The organism is Bradyrhizobium sp. Ce-3, from assembly GCF_022835695.1.
In the GTDB taxonomy this organism is placed as follows: Bacteria; Pseudomonadota; Alphaproteobacteria; order Rhizobiales; family Xanthobacteraceae; genus Bradyrhizobium.
Genome location: NZ_BQUV01000003.1, coordinates 446447 through 463768, shown reverse-complemented (window position 1 = coordinate 463768; position 17322 = coordinate 446447). Strand labels below are relative to the sequence as shown.

General features: G+C 65.7%; 16 protein-coding genes. 7 read left to right on the top strand and 9 right to left on the bottom strand.

Annotation, left to right across the window (positions count from 1 at the left end; genetic code table 11):
- Positions 1–165: 165 nt before the first annotated feature.
- From BRSPCE3_RS13270 to cysG, 5 genes are read right to left on the bottom strand one after another with little or no spacing between them, the layout of a single operon-like run.
- Positions 166–894 carry a phosphoadenylyl-sulfate reductase gene (locus BRSPCE3_RS13270; RefSeq protein WP_244066263.1) on the bottom strand — a complete coding sequence of 243 codons (729 nt, stop codon included), beginning with the start codon at positions 892–894 and terminating at the stop codon, positions 166–168.
- Positions 891–1406 (bottom strand): DUF934 domain-containing protein, encoded by a 516-nt coding sequence (locus BRSPCE3_RS13265; RefSeq protein WP_244066262.1) that lies wholly within the window; start codon positions 1404–1406, stop codon positions 891–893. Before BRSPCE3_RS13265 ends, BRSPCE3_RS13270 begins: the two co-directional genes overlap by 4 nt.
- Positions 1393–3048, bottom strand: a complete 1656-nt coding sequence (locus tag BRSPCE3_RS13260; RefSeq protein ID WP_244066261.1) for a nitrite/sulfite reductase — start codon at positions 3046–3048, stop codon at positions 1393–1395. Before BRSPCE3_RS13260 ends, BRSPCE3_RS13265 begins: the two co-directional genes overlap by 14 nt.
- A 27-nt stretch (positions 3049–3075) precedes the next feature.
- The gene (locus tag BRSPCE3_RS13255; RefSeq protein ID WP_244066260.1) at positions 3076–3393 is read right to left on the bottom strand and encodes a DUF2849 domain-containing protein; all 318 of its coding nucleotides are present in this window, start codon (positions 3391–3393) and stop codon (positions 3076–3078) included.
- A complete protein-coding gene (gene cysG, locus BRSPCE3_RS13250; protein WP_244066259.1) occupies positions 3390–4841 on the bottom strand; it encodes a siroheme synthase CysG in 1452 nt (483 codons plus the stop codon). Before cysG ends, BRSPCE3_RS13255 begins: the two co-directional genes overlap by 4 nt.
- Before the next feature lie 247 nt (positions 4842–5088).
- Between cysG and cysD the strand changes: the two genes are divergently transcribed.
- A complete protein-coding gene (cysD, locus tag BRSPCE3_RS13245) occupies positions 5089–5883 on the top strand; it encodes a sulfate adenylyltransferase subunit CysD (RefSeq protein ID WP_244066258.1) in 795 nt (264 codons plus the stop codon).
- 48 nt (positions 5884–5931) lie between these two features.
- Positions 5932–7851: an adenylyl-sulfate kinase gene (gene cysC, locus BRSPCE3_RS13240; protein ID WP_244066257.1), complete on the top strand. Its 1920-nt coding sequence runs from the start codon at positions 5932–5934 to the stop codon at positions 7849–7851.
- A 130-nt stretch (positions 7852–7981) separates the two neighbouring features.
- Here the strand turns inward: cysC and BRSPCE3_RS13235 are convergent, their stop codons facing one another.
- Positions 7982–8983, bottom strand: coding sequence for an AraC family transcriptional regulator (locus tag BRSPCE3_RS13235; RefSeq protein ID WP_244066256.1), 1002 nt, complete (start codon positions 8981–8983; stop codon positions 7982–7984).
- 91 nt (positions 8984–9074) lie between these two features.
- On the opposite strand from BRSPCE3_RS13235, the gene BRSPCE3_RS13230 reads away from it, so the two are divergent.
- A complete protein-coding gene (locus BRSPCE3_RS13230) occupies positions 9075–10292 on the top strand; it encodes an MFS transporter (protein ID WP_244066255.1) in 1218 nt (405 codons plus the stop codon).
- Positions 10293–10415: 123 nt separating this feature from the next.
- The gene (locus BRSPCE3_RS13225; RefSeq protein WP_244066254.1) at positions 10416–12578 is read left to right on the top strand and encodes a malate synthase G; all 2163 of its coding nucleotides are present in this window, start codon (positions 10416–10418) and stop codon (positions 12576–12578) included.
- A 414-nt stretch (positions 12579–12992) separates the two neighbouring features.
- On the opposite strand, the gene BRSPCE3_RS13220 is transcribed toward BRSPCE3_RS13225, so the two are convergent.
- The 3 genes from BRSPCE3_RS13220 to BRSPCE3_RS13210 all read right to left on the bottom strand — a co-directional run bounded on the left by BRSPCE3_RS13220 (position 12993) and on the right by BRSPCE3_RS13210 (position 14760).
- The gene (locus BRSPCE3_RS13220; protein WP_021076357.1) at positions 12993–13148 is read right to left on the bottom strand and encodes a Thivi_2564 family membrane protein; all 156 of its coding nucleotides are present in this window, start codon (positions 13146–13148) and stop codon (positions 12993–12995) included.
- A 112-nt stretch (positions 13149–13260) separates the two neighbouring features.
- Positions 13261–13890, bottom strand: coding sequence for a DUF2865 domain-containing protein (locus tag BRSPCE3_RS13215; protein WP_244066253.1), 630 nt, complete (start codon positions 13888–13890; stop codon positions 13261–13263).
- A 27-nt stretch (positions 13891–13917) separates the two neighbouring features.
- The gene (locus BRSPCE3_RS13210) at positions 13918–14760 is read right to left on the bottom strand and encodes a L,D-transpeptidase (protein ID WP_244066252.1); all 843 of its coding nucleotides are present in this window, start codon (positions 14758–14760) and stop codon (positions 13918–13920) included.
- A gap of 210 nt (positions 14761–14970) precedes the next feature.
- Between BRSPCE3_RS13210 and BRSPCE3_RS13205 the strand changes: the two genes are divergently transcribed.
- The 3 genes from BRSPCE3_RS13205 to BRSPCE3_RS13195 all read left to right on the top strand — a co-directional run bounded on the left by BRSPCE3_RS13205 (position 14971) and on the right by BRSPCE3_RS13195 (position 17207).
- Positions 14971–16083: an AI-2E family transporter gene (locus BRSPCE3_RS13205; RefSeq protein WP_244066251.1), complete on the top strand. Its 1113-nt coding sequence runs from the start codon at positions 14971–14973 to the stop codon at positions 16081–16083.
- A gap of 138 nt (positions 16084–16221) precedes the next feature.
- Positions 16222–16593: a YqjD family protein gene (locus BRSPCE3_RS13200; protein ID WP_244066250.1), complete on the top strand. Its 372-nt coding sequence runs from the start codon at positions 16222–16224 to the stop codon at positions 16591–16593.
- A 158-nt stretch (positions 16594–16751) separates the two neighbouring features.
- Positions 16752–17207 carry a hypothetical protein gene (locus tag BRSPCE3_RS13195; protein ID WP_244066249.1) on the top strand — a complete coding sequence of 152 codons (456 nt, stop codon included), beginning with the start codon at positions 16752–16754 and terminating at the stop codon, positions 17205–17207.
- Positions 17208–17322 lie beyond the last annotated feature (115 nt).

The following is a 17322-nucleotide window of genomic DNA, read 5'->3' as shown; positions in this document are numbered from 1 at the left end:
AACTCACGGTGAAGTGGTCTTAAGTCAACGAAACCGGTTTTCTTTGTTTTCAGCGCCGCAGCGCGCTTGTGCTACGAAGGCGCCACCCTGCGAAGGCTTTGTCGCGTCGTCAGATCGCGATGAACCGTCATCGCGATCTGGCGCTTGTTTGAGCAGGATCGTGTTCTACGACATCTTCATCGTATGGATGCCGCACTCCGTCTTGGCGCGGCCACGCCAGCGGCCGTCGCGCGCATCCTCGCCGGCAGAAGACCGGCTCGAGCAAGGCATACACCCGACCGACTGATATCCCGATGCGACAAGTGGATGCGGCGGCAGCTTGCCGAGCGCGTAGATCGCCTCGATCTCCTCGCGCGAGACGTGGGCGAACGGATTGAATTTCAGCCTGATGCCGTCGGCCTCGACGACAGGGATATCGGCGCGGGCGCCGCCCTGGAAACGCTTGCGGCCGTTGATCCAGCCGGCGAACGGCTTCAACGCGCGCGCCAGCGGCTCGACCTTGCGGATGCGGCAGCAGGCGTCGGGATCGGTGAACCACAATTCGCGGTCCGGATCCTGGCGCGCCAGCGCCTGCTCGTCGGGCTTGATCGAACGCACATCGGTGAGGCCGAGCGTCTTGATCAGCGTGTCGCGATAGGCCAGCGTCTCCTCGAATAGCCAGCCGGTGTCGAGGAACACCACCGGGATCGCCGGATCGACATCCGCCATCACCTTGAGCAGCGCGGCCGATTCAGTCCCGAACGACGACACCAACGCCAGCTTCTCGCGGCCGACCGTCTTCAACGCGGCCGCGATCACCTCGGCCGGCGATGCGGTGCGCAGCGCGCGATCCAGCGCATCGGCCGGCGGCAATCCGCTCGGCTGCGCCGTCAGCTCTGGTGCAAGCGTGCTCACTGGCCGGCGCTCTCCGAGTGACGCAGCTGCATGCGGCGGTTGAGCGCGGTGACGCGGCCGTCGCCGGTCGGCTGGTAGAACACCGAATAGCGCTTCATGGTCGCGGCGAAGGCGTCGGCATCGGCGTCCTTCTTCACCTCGAAAGCGTCGAAGCCGGCGCGCGTCATGAACACGAACTGGTCGCGCAGGATCTGCCCGGTGGCGCGCAGCTCGCCGTCATAGCCATAGCGCTCGCGCAGCAGGCGCGCCTGGCTGTAGGCACGGCCGTCGCGGAAGGTCGGGAACACCAGCGCGACCGAGGCCAGGCGATCGAGATGCGGCACCAGTTCCTCGAGGTTGCGGCTGTTCGGCCAGATCACGCCGACCTTGCCGGACCGGCGCAGCAGCGCCTCCGGATCGGCGAGAAAGCGCTCGGCCGTCACCAGCACCGCGCCGTCGCCCGGTAGCTCCGCGCCGTCGGCGACATGCACGAACAGATCAGTCGTGATTCTACCCTGCTTAACGAGTGGCATAAACGCGCTCCCTGATAGGCTCGACGCCCAGACGCTTCACCGTATCGACGAACAATTCCTCGGGACGGTCGCGCAGCGCGAGATAGGCTTCGACAATGTCTTCAATCACGTCGGCGACTTCCGCATAGGGAACGGCCGGGCCGATCAACGTGCCCAACTGCGCGTTCTCGTCGGCGCGGCCGCCGATCGTGATCTGATAGAATTCCTCACCGTTCTTCTCGACGCCGAGAATGCCGATGTGGCCGACATGGTGATGGCCGCAGGCATTGATGCAGCCGGAGATGTTGATGTGCAGCCGGCCGATCAGGTCGGCGGTGTCGTGGTTGGCGAAGCGGCGGGTCAATTCCTGCGCGATCGGGATCGAGCGCGCATTGGCCAGCGAGCAGTAATCCAGCCCCGGGCAGGCGATGATGTCGGTCACCAGATTGACGTTCGGCGTCGCGAGGCCGAGCCGGTCGAGCGCCTTGAACAGGGCCGGCAGGTCGCGCTTGGCGACATGCGGCAGCGCCAGGTTCTGCTCGTGGCCGACGCGGATCTCGCCGAACGAATATTTGTCGGCAAGGTCGGCGACCGCGTCCATCTGCTCGGCGGTGGCATCGCCCGGCGGGCCACCGACCGGCTTCAGCGACAGCGTCACGATCGAATAGCCCTGCACCTTGTGCGCCGACACCGAGTTCTTGCGCCAGCGTTCGAACAGCTTGTCATGCGCGGCCTGCTTCAGCTCGTCCGGCATGTGCGGCAGCTTTTCGTAGGCCGGGTAGGAGAAGCGCGAGCGGACCTCCTCGATGGCGGTGTGGTCGAGCGTCAGCCCGACATCGCCCATCGCCTTCCACTCCTCGTCGACTTCCTTGGCGAACTTCTCGATGCCGAGCTCGTGCACCAGGATCTTGATGCGCGCCTTGTAGATGTTGTCGCGGCGGCCGTACTGGTTGTAGACGCGCAGGATCGCCTCGATGTAGCTCAGGATATCGCGGCCGGGAACGAACGGCTTGATGGTCTTGGCGATGAACGGGGTACGGCCGAGGCCGCCGCCGACCAGCACCTCGAAGCCGGTCTCGCCATCGGCGTTCTTGTGCAACCGCAGCCCGATGTCGTGGATCTTGATCGCGGCGCGGTCGTGCTCGGCAGCGGTGATCGCGATCTTGAACTTGCGCGGCAGGAACGAGAATTCCGGATGCAGCGTGGTGTGCTGGCGGATCAGCTCCGACCAGATCCGCGGATCCTCGATCTCGCCCGGCGCGACGCCGGCCCACTGGTCCGAGGTGACGTTGCGCATGTTGTTGCCGGAAGTCTGCATCGCATGGATGCCGACCTCGGCGAGATCGGCCAGCGCATCCGGCAGCTCGGCGAGCTTGATCCAGTTGAACTGGATGTTCTGCCGCGTGGTGAAGTGGCCATAGCCGCGGTCGTAGCGGCGCGCGACGTGGGCGAACCGGCGCAACTGCTTCGATGACAGCGTGCCGTAGGGGATCGCGACGCGGAACATGTAGGCGTGCAGCTGAAGGTACACGCCGTTCTGCAGGCGCAGGATCTTGAATTCGTCCTCGGTGAGCTCGCCGGAAAGGCGGCGCTTCACCTGATCGCGGAATTCCGAAACACGCTCGTTGATCAGCGTGCGGTCGAGTTCGTCATAAGCATACATGTGCGATGAGCCTTACGCCGGCGTGCCTTACGCGGGGACCTGGAGATCGATGGTGACGCCCTTGGCGCGGATATGTTCGCGGAGGTTGCCGGGCTTGACCTTGCCGCCGTCCTTGAGCTCGACCGGCGCGATATAGGGGCCGACCGCGCCGACGTCGTCGGCGGTGGCTTCGGCCAACAGCGCGCGGGCCTCGTCGGAGGTGTTCACGATCGCGGAATCGGCAAGTTCGGTGGACCAGCCTTGCTTGGCGGTGCGGTACACGACCGCGCCATCCCAGGTGCGGTTGGCGGTCACCACCGACGGGCCTGTGATCCTGATTTTCTTCTGTTCGAGCGGAGAGGTCATTCGGCAGCTTTCAGCAGTTCGGAGAACATCTGGTTGGAGAACAGTTGGGTGACGTTGGATCGGCTCCACGGCGCGGAATGCGCAACCACGTCGCCGATGATGAGAACGGCGGGACCGCCATCGACCTGTTTGACCAGCTCGGGCAGCCGCGCCAGCGTACCGACCGCGGCCTTGGCGTCCGGCCGCGTCACGCGCGCGAACACGCCGACCGGCGTCTCCGGCGAGCGGCCCGCGGCCAGCATGCCTTCACGGATCGCAGGCGCCGCAGTCATGCCCATGTAGACCACGACGGTCATCCTGGTGTCTGTGAGCACCGACCAGTCGACGACTTCGGCATCGCGCGCCTTGTGCGCGGTGAGGAAGGTGATGCGCAGCGCCTCGTGCCGGAAAGTCAGCGGCACTTCGAACTGCGCGGCCGTGCCGAGGCCGGCGGAGATGCCGGGAATGATGGAGTACGCCACGTCGGCGTCGCGCAGCGCCTCGATCTCCTCGCCGCCGCGACCGAAGATGAAGGGGTCGCCGCCCTTGAGCCGCACCGCGCGCTGGCCCGCCTGCGCCGCCTCGATCATCAGGCGGTTGATGGCGTCCTGGCCGATGCCGGGCTTGCCGACGCGGCGGCCGACCGGAATCCGCGACGCATCGCGCCGGATACGGTCGAGAATCTCAGGCGACACCAATTCGTCATAGAACACGACATCGGCATCCTGCAGCGCGCGCAGCGCTTTCACGGTGAGCAGATCGGGATCGCCGGGGCCAGCGCCGACCAGCGTCACATGGCCAACGGCTTTGCCTTCAATATCAGCGCCCGCGAACGCAGCGGGATCGGTGATCGCGTTGAATGCCCGCTCGGCCTCGTCGTTGCGGCCGGCCAGCACCTGCGCGCCGATCGGACCGTCGACGATGCGCTCCCAGAAGCGGCGGCGCAGCGGAAATTCGTCGATGCGTGCGTGCATTGCCTTGCGGAAGCGACCGATGAAACCGGCGAGATCGCCGATCCGCGCCGGCAGCACCGCCTCGATCTTCTCGCGGATGCGGCGCGCCACCACCGGCGACGTGCCGCCGGTGCCGACCGCGACCACGACATCGCCGCGATCGACGATCGCAGGCATGATGAAGGTGGAGTGCACGAGATCGTCCATCACGTTGACCGGCAGGCCAATCGCCTTGGCGCGCACCGACATCGCGACACCAATGTCACCTGCGCCGGCACACAGCACGGCGATGATGTCAGAAAGATCGGCTGCGAGCGGATCGCCCTCGGCGCGCTCGATGCGCGCGGCGTCCTCGGCCGCGATGCCTGCGAGCTCATGACTGGCGTCGGTCGCATACCAGCGAACCGCGGCGCCGGCAGCCGCAAGCAGCCGCAACTTGGCGCGCACGAGCTCGCCTGCTCCAACGAGCAGCACCTTGCCGCTTTGCAGATCCAGAAACACCGGCAGATATCGCATCAGACACTCGCTTCCCCAATTTGGGGGTTGACTGAAATTATTTTCTATTTATCTCTCGATCAAGCCCAGCAAAGAGAAAATTATTTCTTCTCTATTGCAGCGCAACTTTAGAATTTTCAACTCCACAGGCCAAGGCCAAGAGATGCATCTTCTCGACAACGAATCCGTCGCCGCCAGGACGCGGTCCGCAGCCCTTAGCAGTGCATCTTCCGTGCCGGAAGTTTCAGCCAATCGGGCCGCCCCGAGCATGGATCACCTCGACGAACTCGAGGCGCAGAGCATTTACATCCTGCGCGAGGCGTTCGCCCGGCTGAAGAAGCTGGCGCTGCTATGGTCGCTCGGCAAAGACTCCAACGTGATGATCTGGCTCGCGCGCAAGGCGTTCTTCGGCCGCGTCCCGTTCCCGGCGATGCATGTCGACACCGGCAAGAAATTTCCGGAGATGTATGCGTTCCGCGACCGCTTCGGCAAGGAATGGGATCTCGATCTGCGCATCGAACCCTGCCCGCCGATCGACAGCGTCGATCCCACGCTGCCGCCGGCCGCGCGTTCCGCCGCGCGCAAGACCGAGGGGCTGAAACTCGCACTCAACAAATACGGCTTTGACGGTTTGATCGCCGGCATCCGTCGCGACGAAGAGGCGACCCGCGCCAAGGAGCGCGTGTTCTCGCCGCGCGGCACCGAAGGCGGATGGGACGTCCGCGACCAGCCGCCGGAGTTCTGGGACCAGTTCAACGCCTCGCCGCCGCAAGGCGCGCATCTGCGTATTCATCCGATCCTGCATTGGACCGAGGCCGACATCTGGGCCTACACCAAGCGCGAGAACATCCCGATCATCCCGCTCTATCTCGCCAAGGACGGCAAGCGCTACCGCTCGCTGGGGGATCAGGACATCACCAATCCGGTCGCCTCCACGGCTTCCAACATCGACGAGATCCTCGCCGAGCTCGACGGCACCAAGATCCCGGAGCGCGCCGGCCGCGCGCTCGACCACGAGACCGAGGATGCGTTCGAGCGGCTGCGTGTCGCCGGCTATCTCTGATCAACACTCACAGCAACTGTTGGCTTCCCACTTCGTGCGAGCGTTCCGATGAACATGATCCTTCCCACCGCCTCGATCTCGGCAACGCCTAACGGCACGACGCGGCCGCAGGTGCGCATCGTCATCGTCGGCCACGTCGATCACGGCAAGTCGACGCTGGTCGGACGCCTGCTGCATGAGACCGGCAGCCTGCCGGACGGCAAGCTCGAAATGCTGAAGGCGGTCAGCGCGCGGCGCGGCATGCCGTTCGAATGGTCGTTCCTGCTCGACGCGCTGCAGACCGAGCGCGACCAGGGCATCACCATCGACACCACCCAGATCCGCTTCCGCACCCGCTCGCGCGACGTCGTGCTGATCGACGCGCCCGGCCACGCCGAGTTTTTGCGCAACATGATCACCGGCGCCTCGCAGGCCGACGGCGCGGTCTTGATCATCGACGCGCTGGAGGGCGTGCGCGACCAGACCCGCCGTCATGGTTATCTGCTGCATCTGCTCGGCGTGAAGCAGGTCGCGATCGTGGTCAACAAGATGGACCGCGTCGAGTTCAGCGCCGATCGCTTCAAGGAGATCAGCGACGAGATTTCCGCGCATCTGATCGGCCTCGGCGTGCGGCCGACGGCGGTGATCCCGATCTCGGCGCGCGACGGCGATGGCGTCGCCGAGCGCACGGCGCGGATCGACTGGTACAAGGGGGCGACCGTGGTCGAGGCGCTCGATGCGCTGGAGCCGGCGCGTCCGCTGGTCGAGCTGCCGCTGCGACTGCCGGTGCAGGCGATCTACAAGTTCGACGACCGCCGCATCGTGGCCGGCCGTATCGAGTCCGGCAGCCTGAAGGCCGGCGACGAGATCGTCATCATGCCGACCGGCAAGATCGCGAGGATCAAGACCGTCGAGAGCTGGCCGGTGACGCCGCTGCACGGTCCGCACGGCGCCGGGCGCTCGGTCGGCATCACGCTCGACCGCGAACTGTTCCTCGAGCGCGGCGACATCATCGGACATAGCGGGCAGAGCCCGCGCGACACCCGCCGCATCCGCGCCCGGATCTTCTGGCTGCACGACAAGCCGCTGACCAAGGGCGAGCAGATCCTGATCCGGCTCGGCACCAAGGAAAGCCGCGCCACCGTGGTTGCGATCGAAAAGGCGGTCGATCCCGGTGCGCTGTCCAACGAAGAGAACAGCGCGATCGCGCGCAACCATGTCGGCGAGATCGACATCTCGCTGGCGCAGCCGGTTGCGACCGATCCCTACACCGACAATCCGCGCACCGGCCGCCTGGTGATCGAGGTCAACGGCCGCATCGCCGGCGGCGGCCTCGTGCTGTCGGTCGACGCCGGCCGCCCCGCCGTGCCGGTCGATATCGTGCCGGTGGAATCCGCGCTGCGGCCCGACGAGCGCTCGGCGCGCTACCATCACAATGGCGCGGTGATCTGGCTGACCGGCCTGCCCGGCTCGGGCAAGTCGACCTTGGCGCGCGCGCTGGAGCGGCGGCTGTTCAGCAATGGCGGCTCGCCGATCCTGCTCGACGGCGACACCTTCCGCGCCGGGCTGAACAGCGATCTCGGCTTCTCGCCGCAGGATCGCACCGAGAACATCCGCCGCCTCGCCGAGGTCGCGACCCATCTGGCGCGCAACGGCCATATCGCGATCGTCGCCGCGGTGTCGCCGTCGACCGCCGACCGCGCGGCTGCGCGCCGGATCGCCGACAGCGCGTTCCGCGAAATCTATGTCGCGACGCCTGCCGAGGTCTGCGAGACCCGCGATCCCAAGGGCCACTACGCCAAGGCGCGATCCGGCGCGCTGCAGGGCTTCACCGGCATCGGCAACGATTATCAGCCGCCGACCGGCAATGAACTCACCATCGACACCTCGAACCGCTCGGTCAGCGACGCCACCGACGAAATCGAGCGGATGCTGGCCACCACCGGCATCCTGTTCGACGAATTGACCGACCTCGCGGCGAATATCTGATCTTGCTCAACTGTCGTCGTCCGGCTCGACCGGACGACCCAGTATTCCAGAGACGTCAATGCTTGAGCCGAGAGGCCGCGGCGTACTGGATGCCCCGCTTGAAGCGGGGCATGACGGCGGTGTGGATTGCCTATTCCGCCGCGCGACGGCTTCCGGCCGCGTGCCGCACCATCCCCGGCGATTGCCCGGTGATACGTTTGAACGCGCGGCTGAACGCCGCCTGCGACGCATAGCCCAGCCGCTCGGCGATCGCATCGATCGGTTGGCGTTCATGCTCGATCCACTGTGTCGCAAGACGCATGCGCAGTTCGGCCAGATAGCGCGCGGGTGATAGCCCGGTCATGGCCTGGAAGCGCTCGGCGAACAGCGAGCGCGAGCAACCCGCCTCCGCCGCCAGTTCGGCGACGGTCCAGCTGCGGCCGGGCGCGCGATGCAGCGCGCCGATCGCGCGGCCGAGACGCGGATCACGCAAGGCCTCGAACCAGCCCATGGCATTGTCGCCGCCGCATTCGACCCAGCCGCGCACGATCGACGCGGCGAGCACGTCGGCGAGCCGCGCCATCACGCCGACGGAGCCGGCCCGCGGCGTGCAGGTCTCCCGCTCCATCGCCTTCAGCATCGGTTCGATCTCCGGCTGGCGCGCCAGCAAGGTGTCGACCCGCATCACCTCCGGCATCAGCGCGATCAGCGGGCGCATGCCGCCGAGATCGAAATCCATGCAGGCGCTGAAGACCACGACCTGATCGTCCTGCGGGCATCCTTCCGGGCAGGCCGACGTCACATCGACATTGCCGCACAGCGTCTCGGTCTCGAAACGATCGACGTCGCAACTCGGCTCGTCCGCGGCCGAGACGAGATCATGCGCGCCGCCACGCGGCAGGAAAATCGCATCACCGCATCCAAGCGGAAGCAGCGTCGCACCGGCGTGGCGCAGCAGTGCCGTGCCATGGGCAACGAAGTGGAATTGCGCGCGTCCGTACGGCGTTTCGAAGCGAAACCCGAACGGCGCCCGCGTCGCGACCCGACGGTAGCGAACGCCCTCGAGCCGCATGCCGAGCAGCAATTCGCTCACCAGATCGACGGCGGCGTCGGGTGTATCGGCGGCGGACGATCTGGACGAACGATCAAACATTCGGGTGTTTGTGGCATAGATTGTCCAGAACTTCCAACCTATGTCTGCGGCAGTGCAACATAGATGGACGTTTCGGCCGATGGATCAAGAAGTGAACCCCGCTTTAGCGCACGCCGATGCCGGCGCGCTGATGCCGGGCGAAATCGCGCTCGGGGTTGATGACAGGCCGGCCTGGGGCGCCGTCGTTGCCATGATGCTGGGCGTGACCGCACTGCTGACGGCGGAGTTCCTGCCGTCCGGCCTGTTGACGCCGATGGCGCGGGACCTCGGTGTCAGCCCGGGCCTCGCCGGTCAGGCGGTGACCGCGACCTCGCTGGCCGGGCTGGTCGGCGCGTTGTTCACGCCGAGGCTGACGCGCAGCTTCAATCGCAAGCCGGTGCTGCTGAGTTTTTCGATTCTGCTGGTGATCTCCAACCTGCTGGTGGCGCTGGCACCGAACATCACCTTCCTGCTGGCGGCGCGGATCTTGCTCGGCCTCGCCATCGGCGGCTTCTGGGCGATGGCGGCCGCGACCACGATCAGGCTGGTGCCGCCGTCACTGGTTGCTCGCGCCCTCTCGATCGTGATGAGCGGCATTCCGGCCGCGATGATCATTGCCGTTCCGCTCGGCAGCTATCTCGGCGAGGTCGCGAGCTGGCGCGTCGTGTTCCTGCTCGCCACCGCATTGGGCGCAGCGGTGTTCGTCGTCCAGGCACTCGCGCTGCCCCGCCTGGCCCCGAAGGGAGAGGCCGGGCTCGACACGCTGATCGACATCCTGACACGGCCGGGGATCGGCGCCGGCATCTTCGCGGCGACCTTGGTCTTCACCGGACATTTCGGCTATTTCGGCTACATCCGTCCCTTCCTTGAGAGCGTGACCGGGCTCGACGCTGCCGGCGTGGCTGCGACCTTGCTCGCCTTCGGCGTCGCCAACTATATCGGCTCCTTCGCCAGCGGGCTGATGGCCGAGCGCAAACTCAAGCTCACGCTGATCGCGATGCCGCTGGCGATCAGCGTGATCGGTCTGTTGCTCTCGCTCTTTGGCAAGGACGTCATTCCGGCCCTGGTGCTGGTCGCACTCTGGGGATTTGCCTTTAGCGGCGTGCCGGTCGCGACCACGACCTGGATCACCCGCATGGTGCCCGACGAGACCGAGAGCGGCACCGGACTGACCGTGGCCTCGATCTTCCTCGGCATCACCATGGGCGCGGCCGGCGGCGGGCTGGTGCTCGATCTGATGGGCGCGCCGGCCGTGTTCGTGGCGGGCGCAATTCCCCTGGTGCTCGCCGCATTGCTGATCGCCGCCAAGGTCCGGACCGGGGCGCCCTGAGGGGCCTTCTCAGAGCCGTGGCTTTAAGGCTAAAAGAGCCGTGAACGCGGCCCTTTGGCGCGTTTTTTGCTGATTTCTTTCGAAAACAGCGCCTAAACGCCCATTTCTTTCAGAAAGCCCATCATGACTCGTGTCGATGCCCATGGATTGAAGATCGCCCCTGTCCTGTTCGATTTCATCGCCAAGGAGGCGACGCCGAAAAGTGGGATCGCGCCCGACGCGTTCTGGGCAGGACTGGCCGCGATCCTCCAGAAGCTCGGCCCGAAGAACCGCGAGCTGCTCGCGGTCCGCGACACCTTGCAGGCCAAGATCGACGACTGGCATCGCGCCAACAAGGGCAAGGCGTTCGACATCAACGCCTACACCGCGTTCCTCAAGGAGATCGGCTACCTGCTGCCGGAGCCCGCGACCCACAAGGTCGAGACCGCGAATGTCGACGAGGAGATCGGCAAGATCTGCGGCCCGCAGCTGGTGGTGCCGCTGACCAACGCCCGCTACGCGCTGAACGCCGCCAATGCGCGCTGGGGTTCGCTGTACGACGCGTTCTACGGCACCGACGCGATCCCGCATGATCCGAGCGAGAGCGGAAAGGGCTACAACAAGGCCCGCGGCGACAAGGTGATCGCGAAGGCCAAGGCGTTCCTCGACGCCGCCGTGCCGCTCGCGACCGGAAGCCACACCGACGTGACCTCCTACGCCGTGATCGCCGGCCAGCTCTCGGTCAAGCTGAAGAGCGGCAATTCGACCGCGCTGAAGAACGCCGCCCAGTTCGCCGGCTATCAGGGCGATGCCGCCTCACCCACCGCGATCCTGCTGGTCAACAACGGCATGCATGTCGAGGTCAAGATCGACCGCAGCAACGTCATCGGCAAGGACGACCCGGCCGGCGTCGCCGACATGATCCTGGAATCGGCGGTCTCCACCATTCTCGACATGGAAGACTCGGTTGCCGCCGTCGACGCCGAGGACAAGGTGCTGGTCTATCGCAACACGCTCGGCCTGATGAACGGCACGCTGTCAGCCGATTTCGACAAGGGCGGCAAGACGCTGACCCGCTCGCTCAACGCCGACCGCGTCTACAAGAAGCCCGACGGCAGCGAGCTGAAGCTGCACGGCCGCAGCCTGCTGCTGATGCGCAATGTCGGCCACCACATGTTCACCGACGCCGTGCTCGACGCCAAGGGCGAGGAGATCCCGGAAGGCATTCTCGATGCCGCCGTGGCCGGCCTGCTCGCGATCCACGACCTCAAGGGCAATTCCAAGACCAAGAACAGCCGCACCGGCTCGGCCTATATCGTCAAGCCGAAGATGCACGGCCCCGACGAGGTGACGCTGACCTGCGACCTGTTCGCCGAGGTCGAGAAGATGCTCTCTCTGCCGGAGAACACGCTGAAGGTCGGCATCATGGACGAGGAGCGCCGCACGACAGTGAACCTCAAGGCCTGCATCCAGCGCGCCTCCAAGCGCATCATGTTCATCAACACCGGCTTCCTCGACCGCACCGGCGACGAGATCCATACGTCGATGGAAGCGGGTCCGATGATCCGCAAGAACGACATGAAGGCGCAGCCCTGGATCAAGGCCTATGAGGACTGGAACGTCGACAACGGCCTGATCGACGGTCTCCCCGGCCATGCCCAGATCGGCAAGGGCATGTGGGCCGCGCCCGACAAGATGGCGGATATGCTGGCGCAGAAGATCGGCCATCCGCAGGCGGGTGCTACCACCGCCTGGGTGCCCTCGCCGACCGCGGCGACGCTGCACGCGCTGCATTATCACCAGGTCAACGTCACAGCCCGCCAGCAGGAGCTCGCCAAGGGCGGGCCGCGGGCCAAGCTCTCGGACATCCTTACCATTCCGGTGTCGCAGTCGAACTGGGCGCCTGACGACGTCAAGCAGGAGATCGACAACAACTGCCAGGGCATCCTCGGTTACGTCGTGCGCTGGATCGACCAGGGCGTCGGCTGCTCCAAGGTGCCCGACATCCACGATGTCGGCCTGATGGAAGACCGCGCCACCTTGCGCATCTCGAGCCAGCATCTGGCGAACTGGCTGCATCAGGGCGTCATCAGCAGGGATCAGGTGATGGAGTCGCTGAAGCGCATGGCCGTCGTCGTCGACAAGCAGAACGCCGGCGATACGCTCTACAAGCCGATGGCACCGTCGTTCGACGGCGTCGCCTTCAAGGCTGCCTGCGACCTCGTGTTCGAGGGACGTACGCAGCCGAACGGCTACACCGAATACATCCTCACCGCGCGCCGCCGCGAGGCCAAGGCGGCCGGCTGATCTTCTCAACCGCGATCACAGCAAAAGCCCCGGCGATGAGCCGGGGCTTTTTTGTTGGCGCCCGCGAGCCTGCCGTCGCAGGGGCGCACTGCCAAAATATCGAAAACAACCCCATGCACAGTAGCCGGCGGGCACGGCAACTTGGCGCCAACGGTACTATTCTACTATTCCGAAATTGTGCGGCCTCGTGGCCATCCTTCGAGACACCCGCCGATGCGCACGCTTCTCAGCATGACGGATGATTGCTCACCCTGCTCAGTGTCATCACCCGGCAGGCGGGTGATCCAGTATTCCAGAGGCCGCAGTGCTTGAGCCGAGAGGCCGCGGCGTACTGGATCGCCCGGTCCATGTGCGCAATTGCGCACAGGCCGGGCGATGACAGCGGTGGGCGAGGAGATGATCGCAATGACGAAGCTAGAACACTGCCAGATACTTCAGCAGCGAGACGATGCCGATGATGATGACGACGACGCGCGCGATCTGCTTGGCGCGGCCGTCGAGCGGCAGCATGTTGATGAGATACAGAACGAGAATGATGACAAGGAAAGTGACGAGTACGCCGACGAGCATGCGGGGCCCCCTGATGGCATCGGTGAATGTGCGGTTCGCGTTTTGCTAACGTGCAGGAGAAAGCTCGGTTCCAGGTCAGGAACCAAAACTGGCGCATCTCGCATCAGCGACGCTACTCGCGCGCCACCACCGGCGGCTGGCCGTATTTGGCGCGGATCCGTTCAGGCGCCGGCGTGAAGTTGAGCGATGCGCCGCGCCGGTCCGGACGGCTGACCGACATTAGTCCATCCTTGCCGGCGACGATGTCGCCCTTGCGCAGGGTCGGATCGTCCTCGATCTTCACCGCGGCGAGCCCGACCGGATCCTTGCCGTTGCAGGTGCAGCCCGAGACGATCGCGTCGCGATAGCGGAACGCGTTCGGCAGTTCGGAATACGGCGTGCCGTCGTCGGTCGCGGCGTTGTCGATGTTGCCGCCATAGACCACCTCGGTCGCGCTCGCCGGGCAGAAGCTGTTGCAGGTTTCCGCCTTGCTCAGGTTGCCGGTCGCCGCCAGCGGGAAATAGCGGCCGTCGCAGCTGCGTACACAGTAGGCCTGACCGACATCATAACGGGCGCGCCGCTCGGCTCGGGGCACCGGCGCCGGGCCGTCGTCGAACGGCATCCGGATCACCGGCGGACGGCCCTGCATGAAGCCGCCGAACAGCTGCGAGAAGAAGTCCTGGGCTTGCGCCGCGGGCGCAAGGGACAGGCCGAGCAATGCCGCCGTCCCGAACGCCCACCGCCTGACGTGTCGCCTTGCCATTACTGAGCCTCAGTCCAATGCCCGTTCTCAGTACAACGAGGCAGTCGCCGGAATGTTCATCGCCTGACGGCCGGACGGCTGCGTCATGGCAGCGGGGCGCGGCTGCATCGGCGCCGGGCGGACCGAGATCTGCGTCGCGGTCGGAACGAGCTCGCGGGCGGCGATATGCGGCCCGTTCTTCGGCAGCACCACGACCTTGGTGCCGACATTGACCCGGCTGAACAGGTCGGTGACGTCCTCATTGGTCAGGCGGATGCAGCCCGACGAGACGAACTTGCCGATCGTCGACGGATCGTTGGTGCCGTGGATGCGGTACTCGCTGGAGCCGAGATACATCGCGCGGGCGCCGAGCGGGTTGCCCGGGCCGCCGGCCATGAAGCGCGGCAGATAGGGCTGGCGCTTGATCATCTCGGCCGGCGGATGCCAGTCCGGCCATTCCGCCTTGTTGCTGATGGTCTGGGTGCCGGCCCAGGTAAAGCCCTCGCGGCCGACGCCGACGCCGTAGCGGATCGCCCGGCCACCGCCGAGCACATAGTAAAGCGCGGTATTGCCGGTATCGATGATGATGGTACCGGATGCCTCCGACGTGTTGAGCGCAACGGTGGTGCGGCGCAGCCGTTCCGGCAACGCACCGTCCTCGGTGGCCCCGGTCGAGGGATCGGTCATCACCTCGTCGGACGGGAATCCGCCAGGCTGCGTCGACGCATAGCCGAGCGCGGATGAGCGGACCTGCGCGTTGGCCGAAGTGGCGACGACGAACGGCGTCACCAGCAGGACGCTGGCGAAGGCAAGAGTGCGAATGTGAGTGCGGGCATGGGTGTGCGCGGCGCGCGACGCAAGCCCGCGGCTGGAGAGAGACTGCTGTGTCATGTGCTGCCCCTGGACGGGATGCGCATCGTGGTGATGCGATGCCAAGCCAACGCGCATGATCGCGACTAGGTTCCGGTCCGAATCGTCGCGAAATCGCGATTGTCAATCCGCCAGGTCTCACGAAGGCGCGATGGAACCTTTGCCAGGGCATCGCCGTTGTCACGCGCAATTTGATCCGAAATTCATTTGTCCTCGCGCGGGAGGAAACCGGTGCGCGCCTTTCCGAGTGAAATCATGCTTGGCAACGCGCCCGAAAGCACACCCTTCCCCGACAGCAAAGCCGAAACGCCGCCGCTCATCAGCCGCGCCGAGGTCACGGCCTTTGCGCTGGTCACGCTGCTGGTCATCGTCATCGTCGCGGTGCTCTATGTGGCGCGGGCCTTCTTCCTCCCGATCACGATGGCCTTCATCGTCGGCACCATGCTGTCGCCGGCGGCAAGCCTGCTCGAGCGCTACCGGATTCCGCGCGCGCTCGGCGCCGTGCTGATCGTGAGCACGGTCGGCGCCGCCGTCAGCTTCATGGTCGGACTGATCGCCTCGCCGGTGATGGAATGGAGCTCGCGGCTGCCCGAGCTCGGCGCGATCCTGCGGCAGAAGCTGCACGTGTTCGACCGGCCGCTCGCGCTGTGGCAGGAATTGCAGAGCATGGTCGGCGGCTCCGACACGCTGGCCAGCTTCCAGATGCCGAAATTCGAGTGGGTGCAGCCGACGCTGGAATTCCTGTCGCCGACCTTCGCCGAATTCCTGCTGTTCATCGCGACGCTGATCCTGTTCATCGCGAGCTGGAAGGATCTGCGCCGCGCGCTGGTGATGACCTTCAGCGAACGCCCGGCGCGGCTGCGCACCCTGCGCATCCTCAATGAGATCGAGACCCATCTCGGCAATTATCTGCTGACGGTGACGATGATCAATGTCGGAGTCGGCATCGTTACCGGTGCGATCTGCGCGGCGACGGGCATGCCCAATCCGGCGGGGCTCGGCGCGCTCGCCGCAACGCTGAACTTCATTCCGATCATCGGCCCGGTCGCGATGTTCGTGGTGCTGGTCGTGGTCGGCATCATCTCCTCGCCGACCATCGGCGCGGGGCTGATCGCGGCGGCCTGCTTTGCCGTCGTGACCTTCATGGAAGGGCATTTCGTGACGCCGACGATCGTCGGCCGCCGGCTGTCGCTGAATGCGCTCGCCGTCTTCCTCGCGCTCGCATTCTGGACCTGGCTGTGGGGCCCGATGGGCGCCTTCCTGTCGTCGCCGCTCCTGATCGTGGCGTTGATCGTGAAGGAGCATTTGATGCCGGTCAATTCGCCGCAGCTGCCCGAAGGATAGCAAAGCGTTTTCAAGCGAGGCGGGCACCGGTTTGCGTGAAGAAGACACGTCGAACAACAGCGTCGCGGTTTCGCACCTGGAACCTTGGGTGACGAGAAGCGTTTTTCTCCAGACACGCACGTGCTCCGGGAGCTTTCGATGTCGAACACGGACAGCGCATTTGGGATCAAGAACATGACGGACAAAGCGACCTACGAACGCCTCGAAAAGGATGTCACCGCCGTGAAGAACGATATCGCAGCCCTCACCGAACAGATCACCGACGCGCTCAACGCGTTTGCCAACAACGCGGGCAAGCAGGCGCGCCGCCACTACAAGGATGCGCGCGCCAACGCGGAATCGACCCTCGACGACATGTCGGAGCGCGGCAGCGCGATGATGGGCGCGGCGCAGGGCGCGGCGTCCTCGATCGAGGAATCGCTTGAAGAGGTGATCACGCAGCGTCCGCTGGCGACCGTCGGCCTCGCGCTCGGCCTCGGCTTTTTGATCGGCGTCACCTGGCGGCGCTAGGCGCCGTCCACCCCCGCGGAGGAGGCCCGCGATGACGGTCGTGCGCAAACCACTGTTCTGGGCGCGATGGCAGCGCTGGCGCGTCACCAGCTCGTTTGTCGATGCGCTTTTCAAGGCAAGACGGCCTTTAAAGACAAGACTCAGGACAAGGTTTGGCAATGCTTCAGCGGCTGATCAATGACGTCAAGCAATCCACCGGCAGCGCGCTGCGGCTGACGTCGCTGGCCGCTGCCGCCGCGATCGCGCTGTTCATCACCATCGCCTTCCTGTGCGCGGCCGCGTTCGTCTACGTGCTGCAGCATTATGGTCCGGTGGAAGCCTGCCTGTCCGGCGCCGCGGTGTTTCTTGTCGTCACGCTGATCGCCGTCGGCGTTTACACGGCACGCAAGCGCGAGATGCAGCGGCGTGCCGAGAAGGCGGCGAAGGCCGCGAAATCCGCCGCGGCATCCATGTTCGCCGATCCGGCCCTGATCGCCACCGGCCTGCAGATCGTCCGCGCCGTCGGCGTGAAGCGGCTGGTCCCGATCCTCGTGGTCGGCGGCCTCGCGCTCGGCCTGATGGCCAGCCGCGGCGCTGCGAGCGGCGGCGACAACGAGCCGGACGAGGGGGAATAGCTCGCGGTTATCCGGCAAAGTGCAAGCCGCCCCCACCATGTCATCGCCCGGCATGCGGGTGATCCAGTATTCCAGAGACGGTTGTGATTATACGGATGGGCCGCGGCGTACTGGA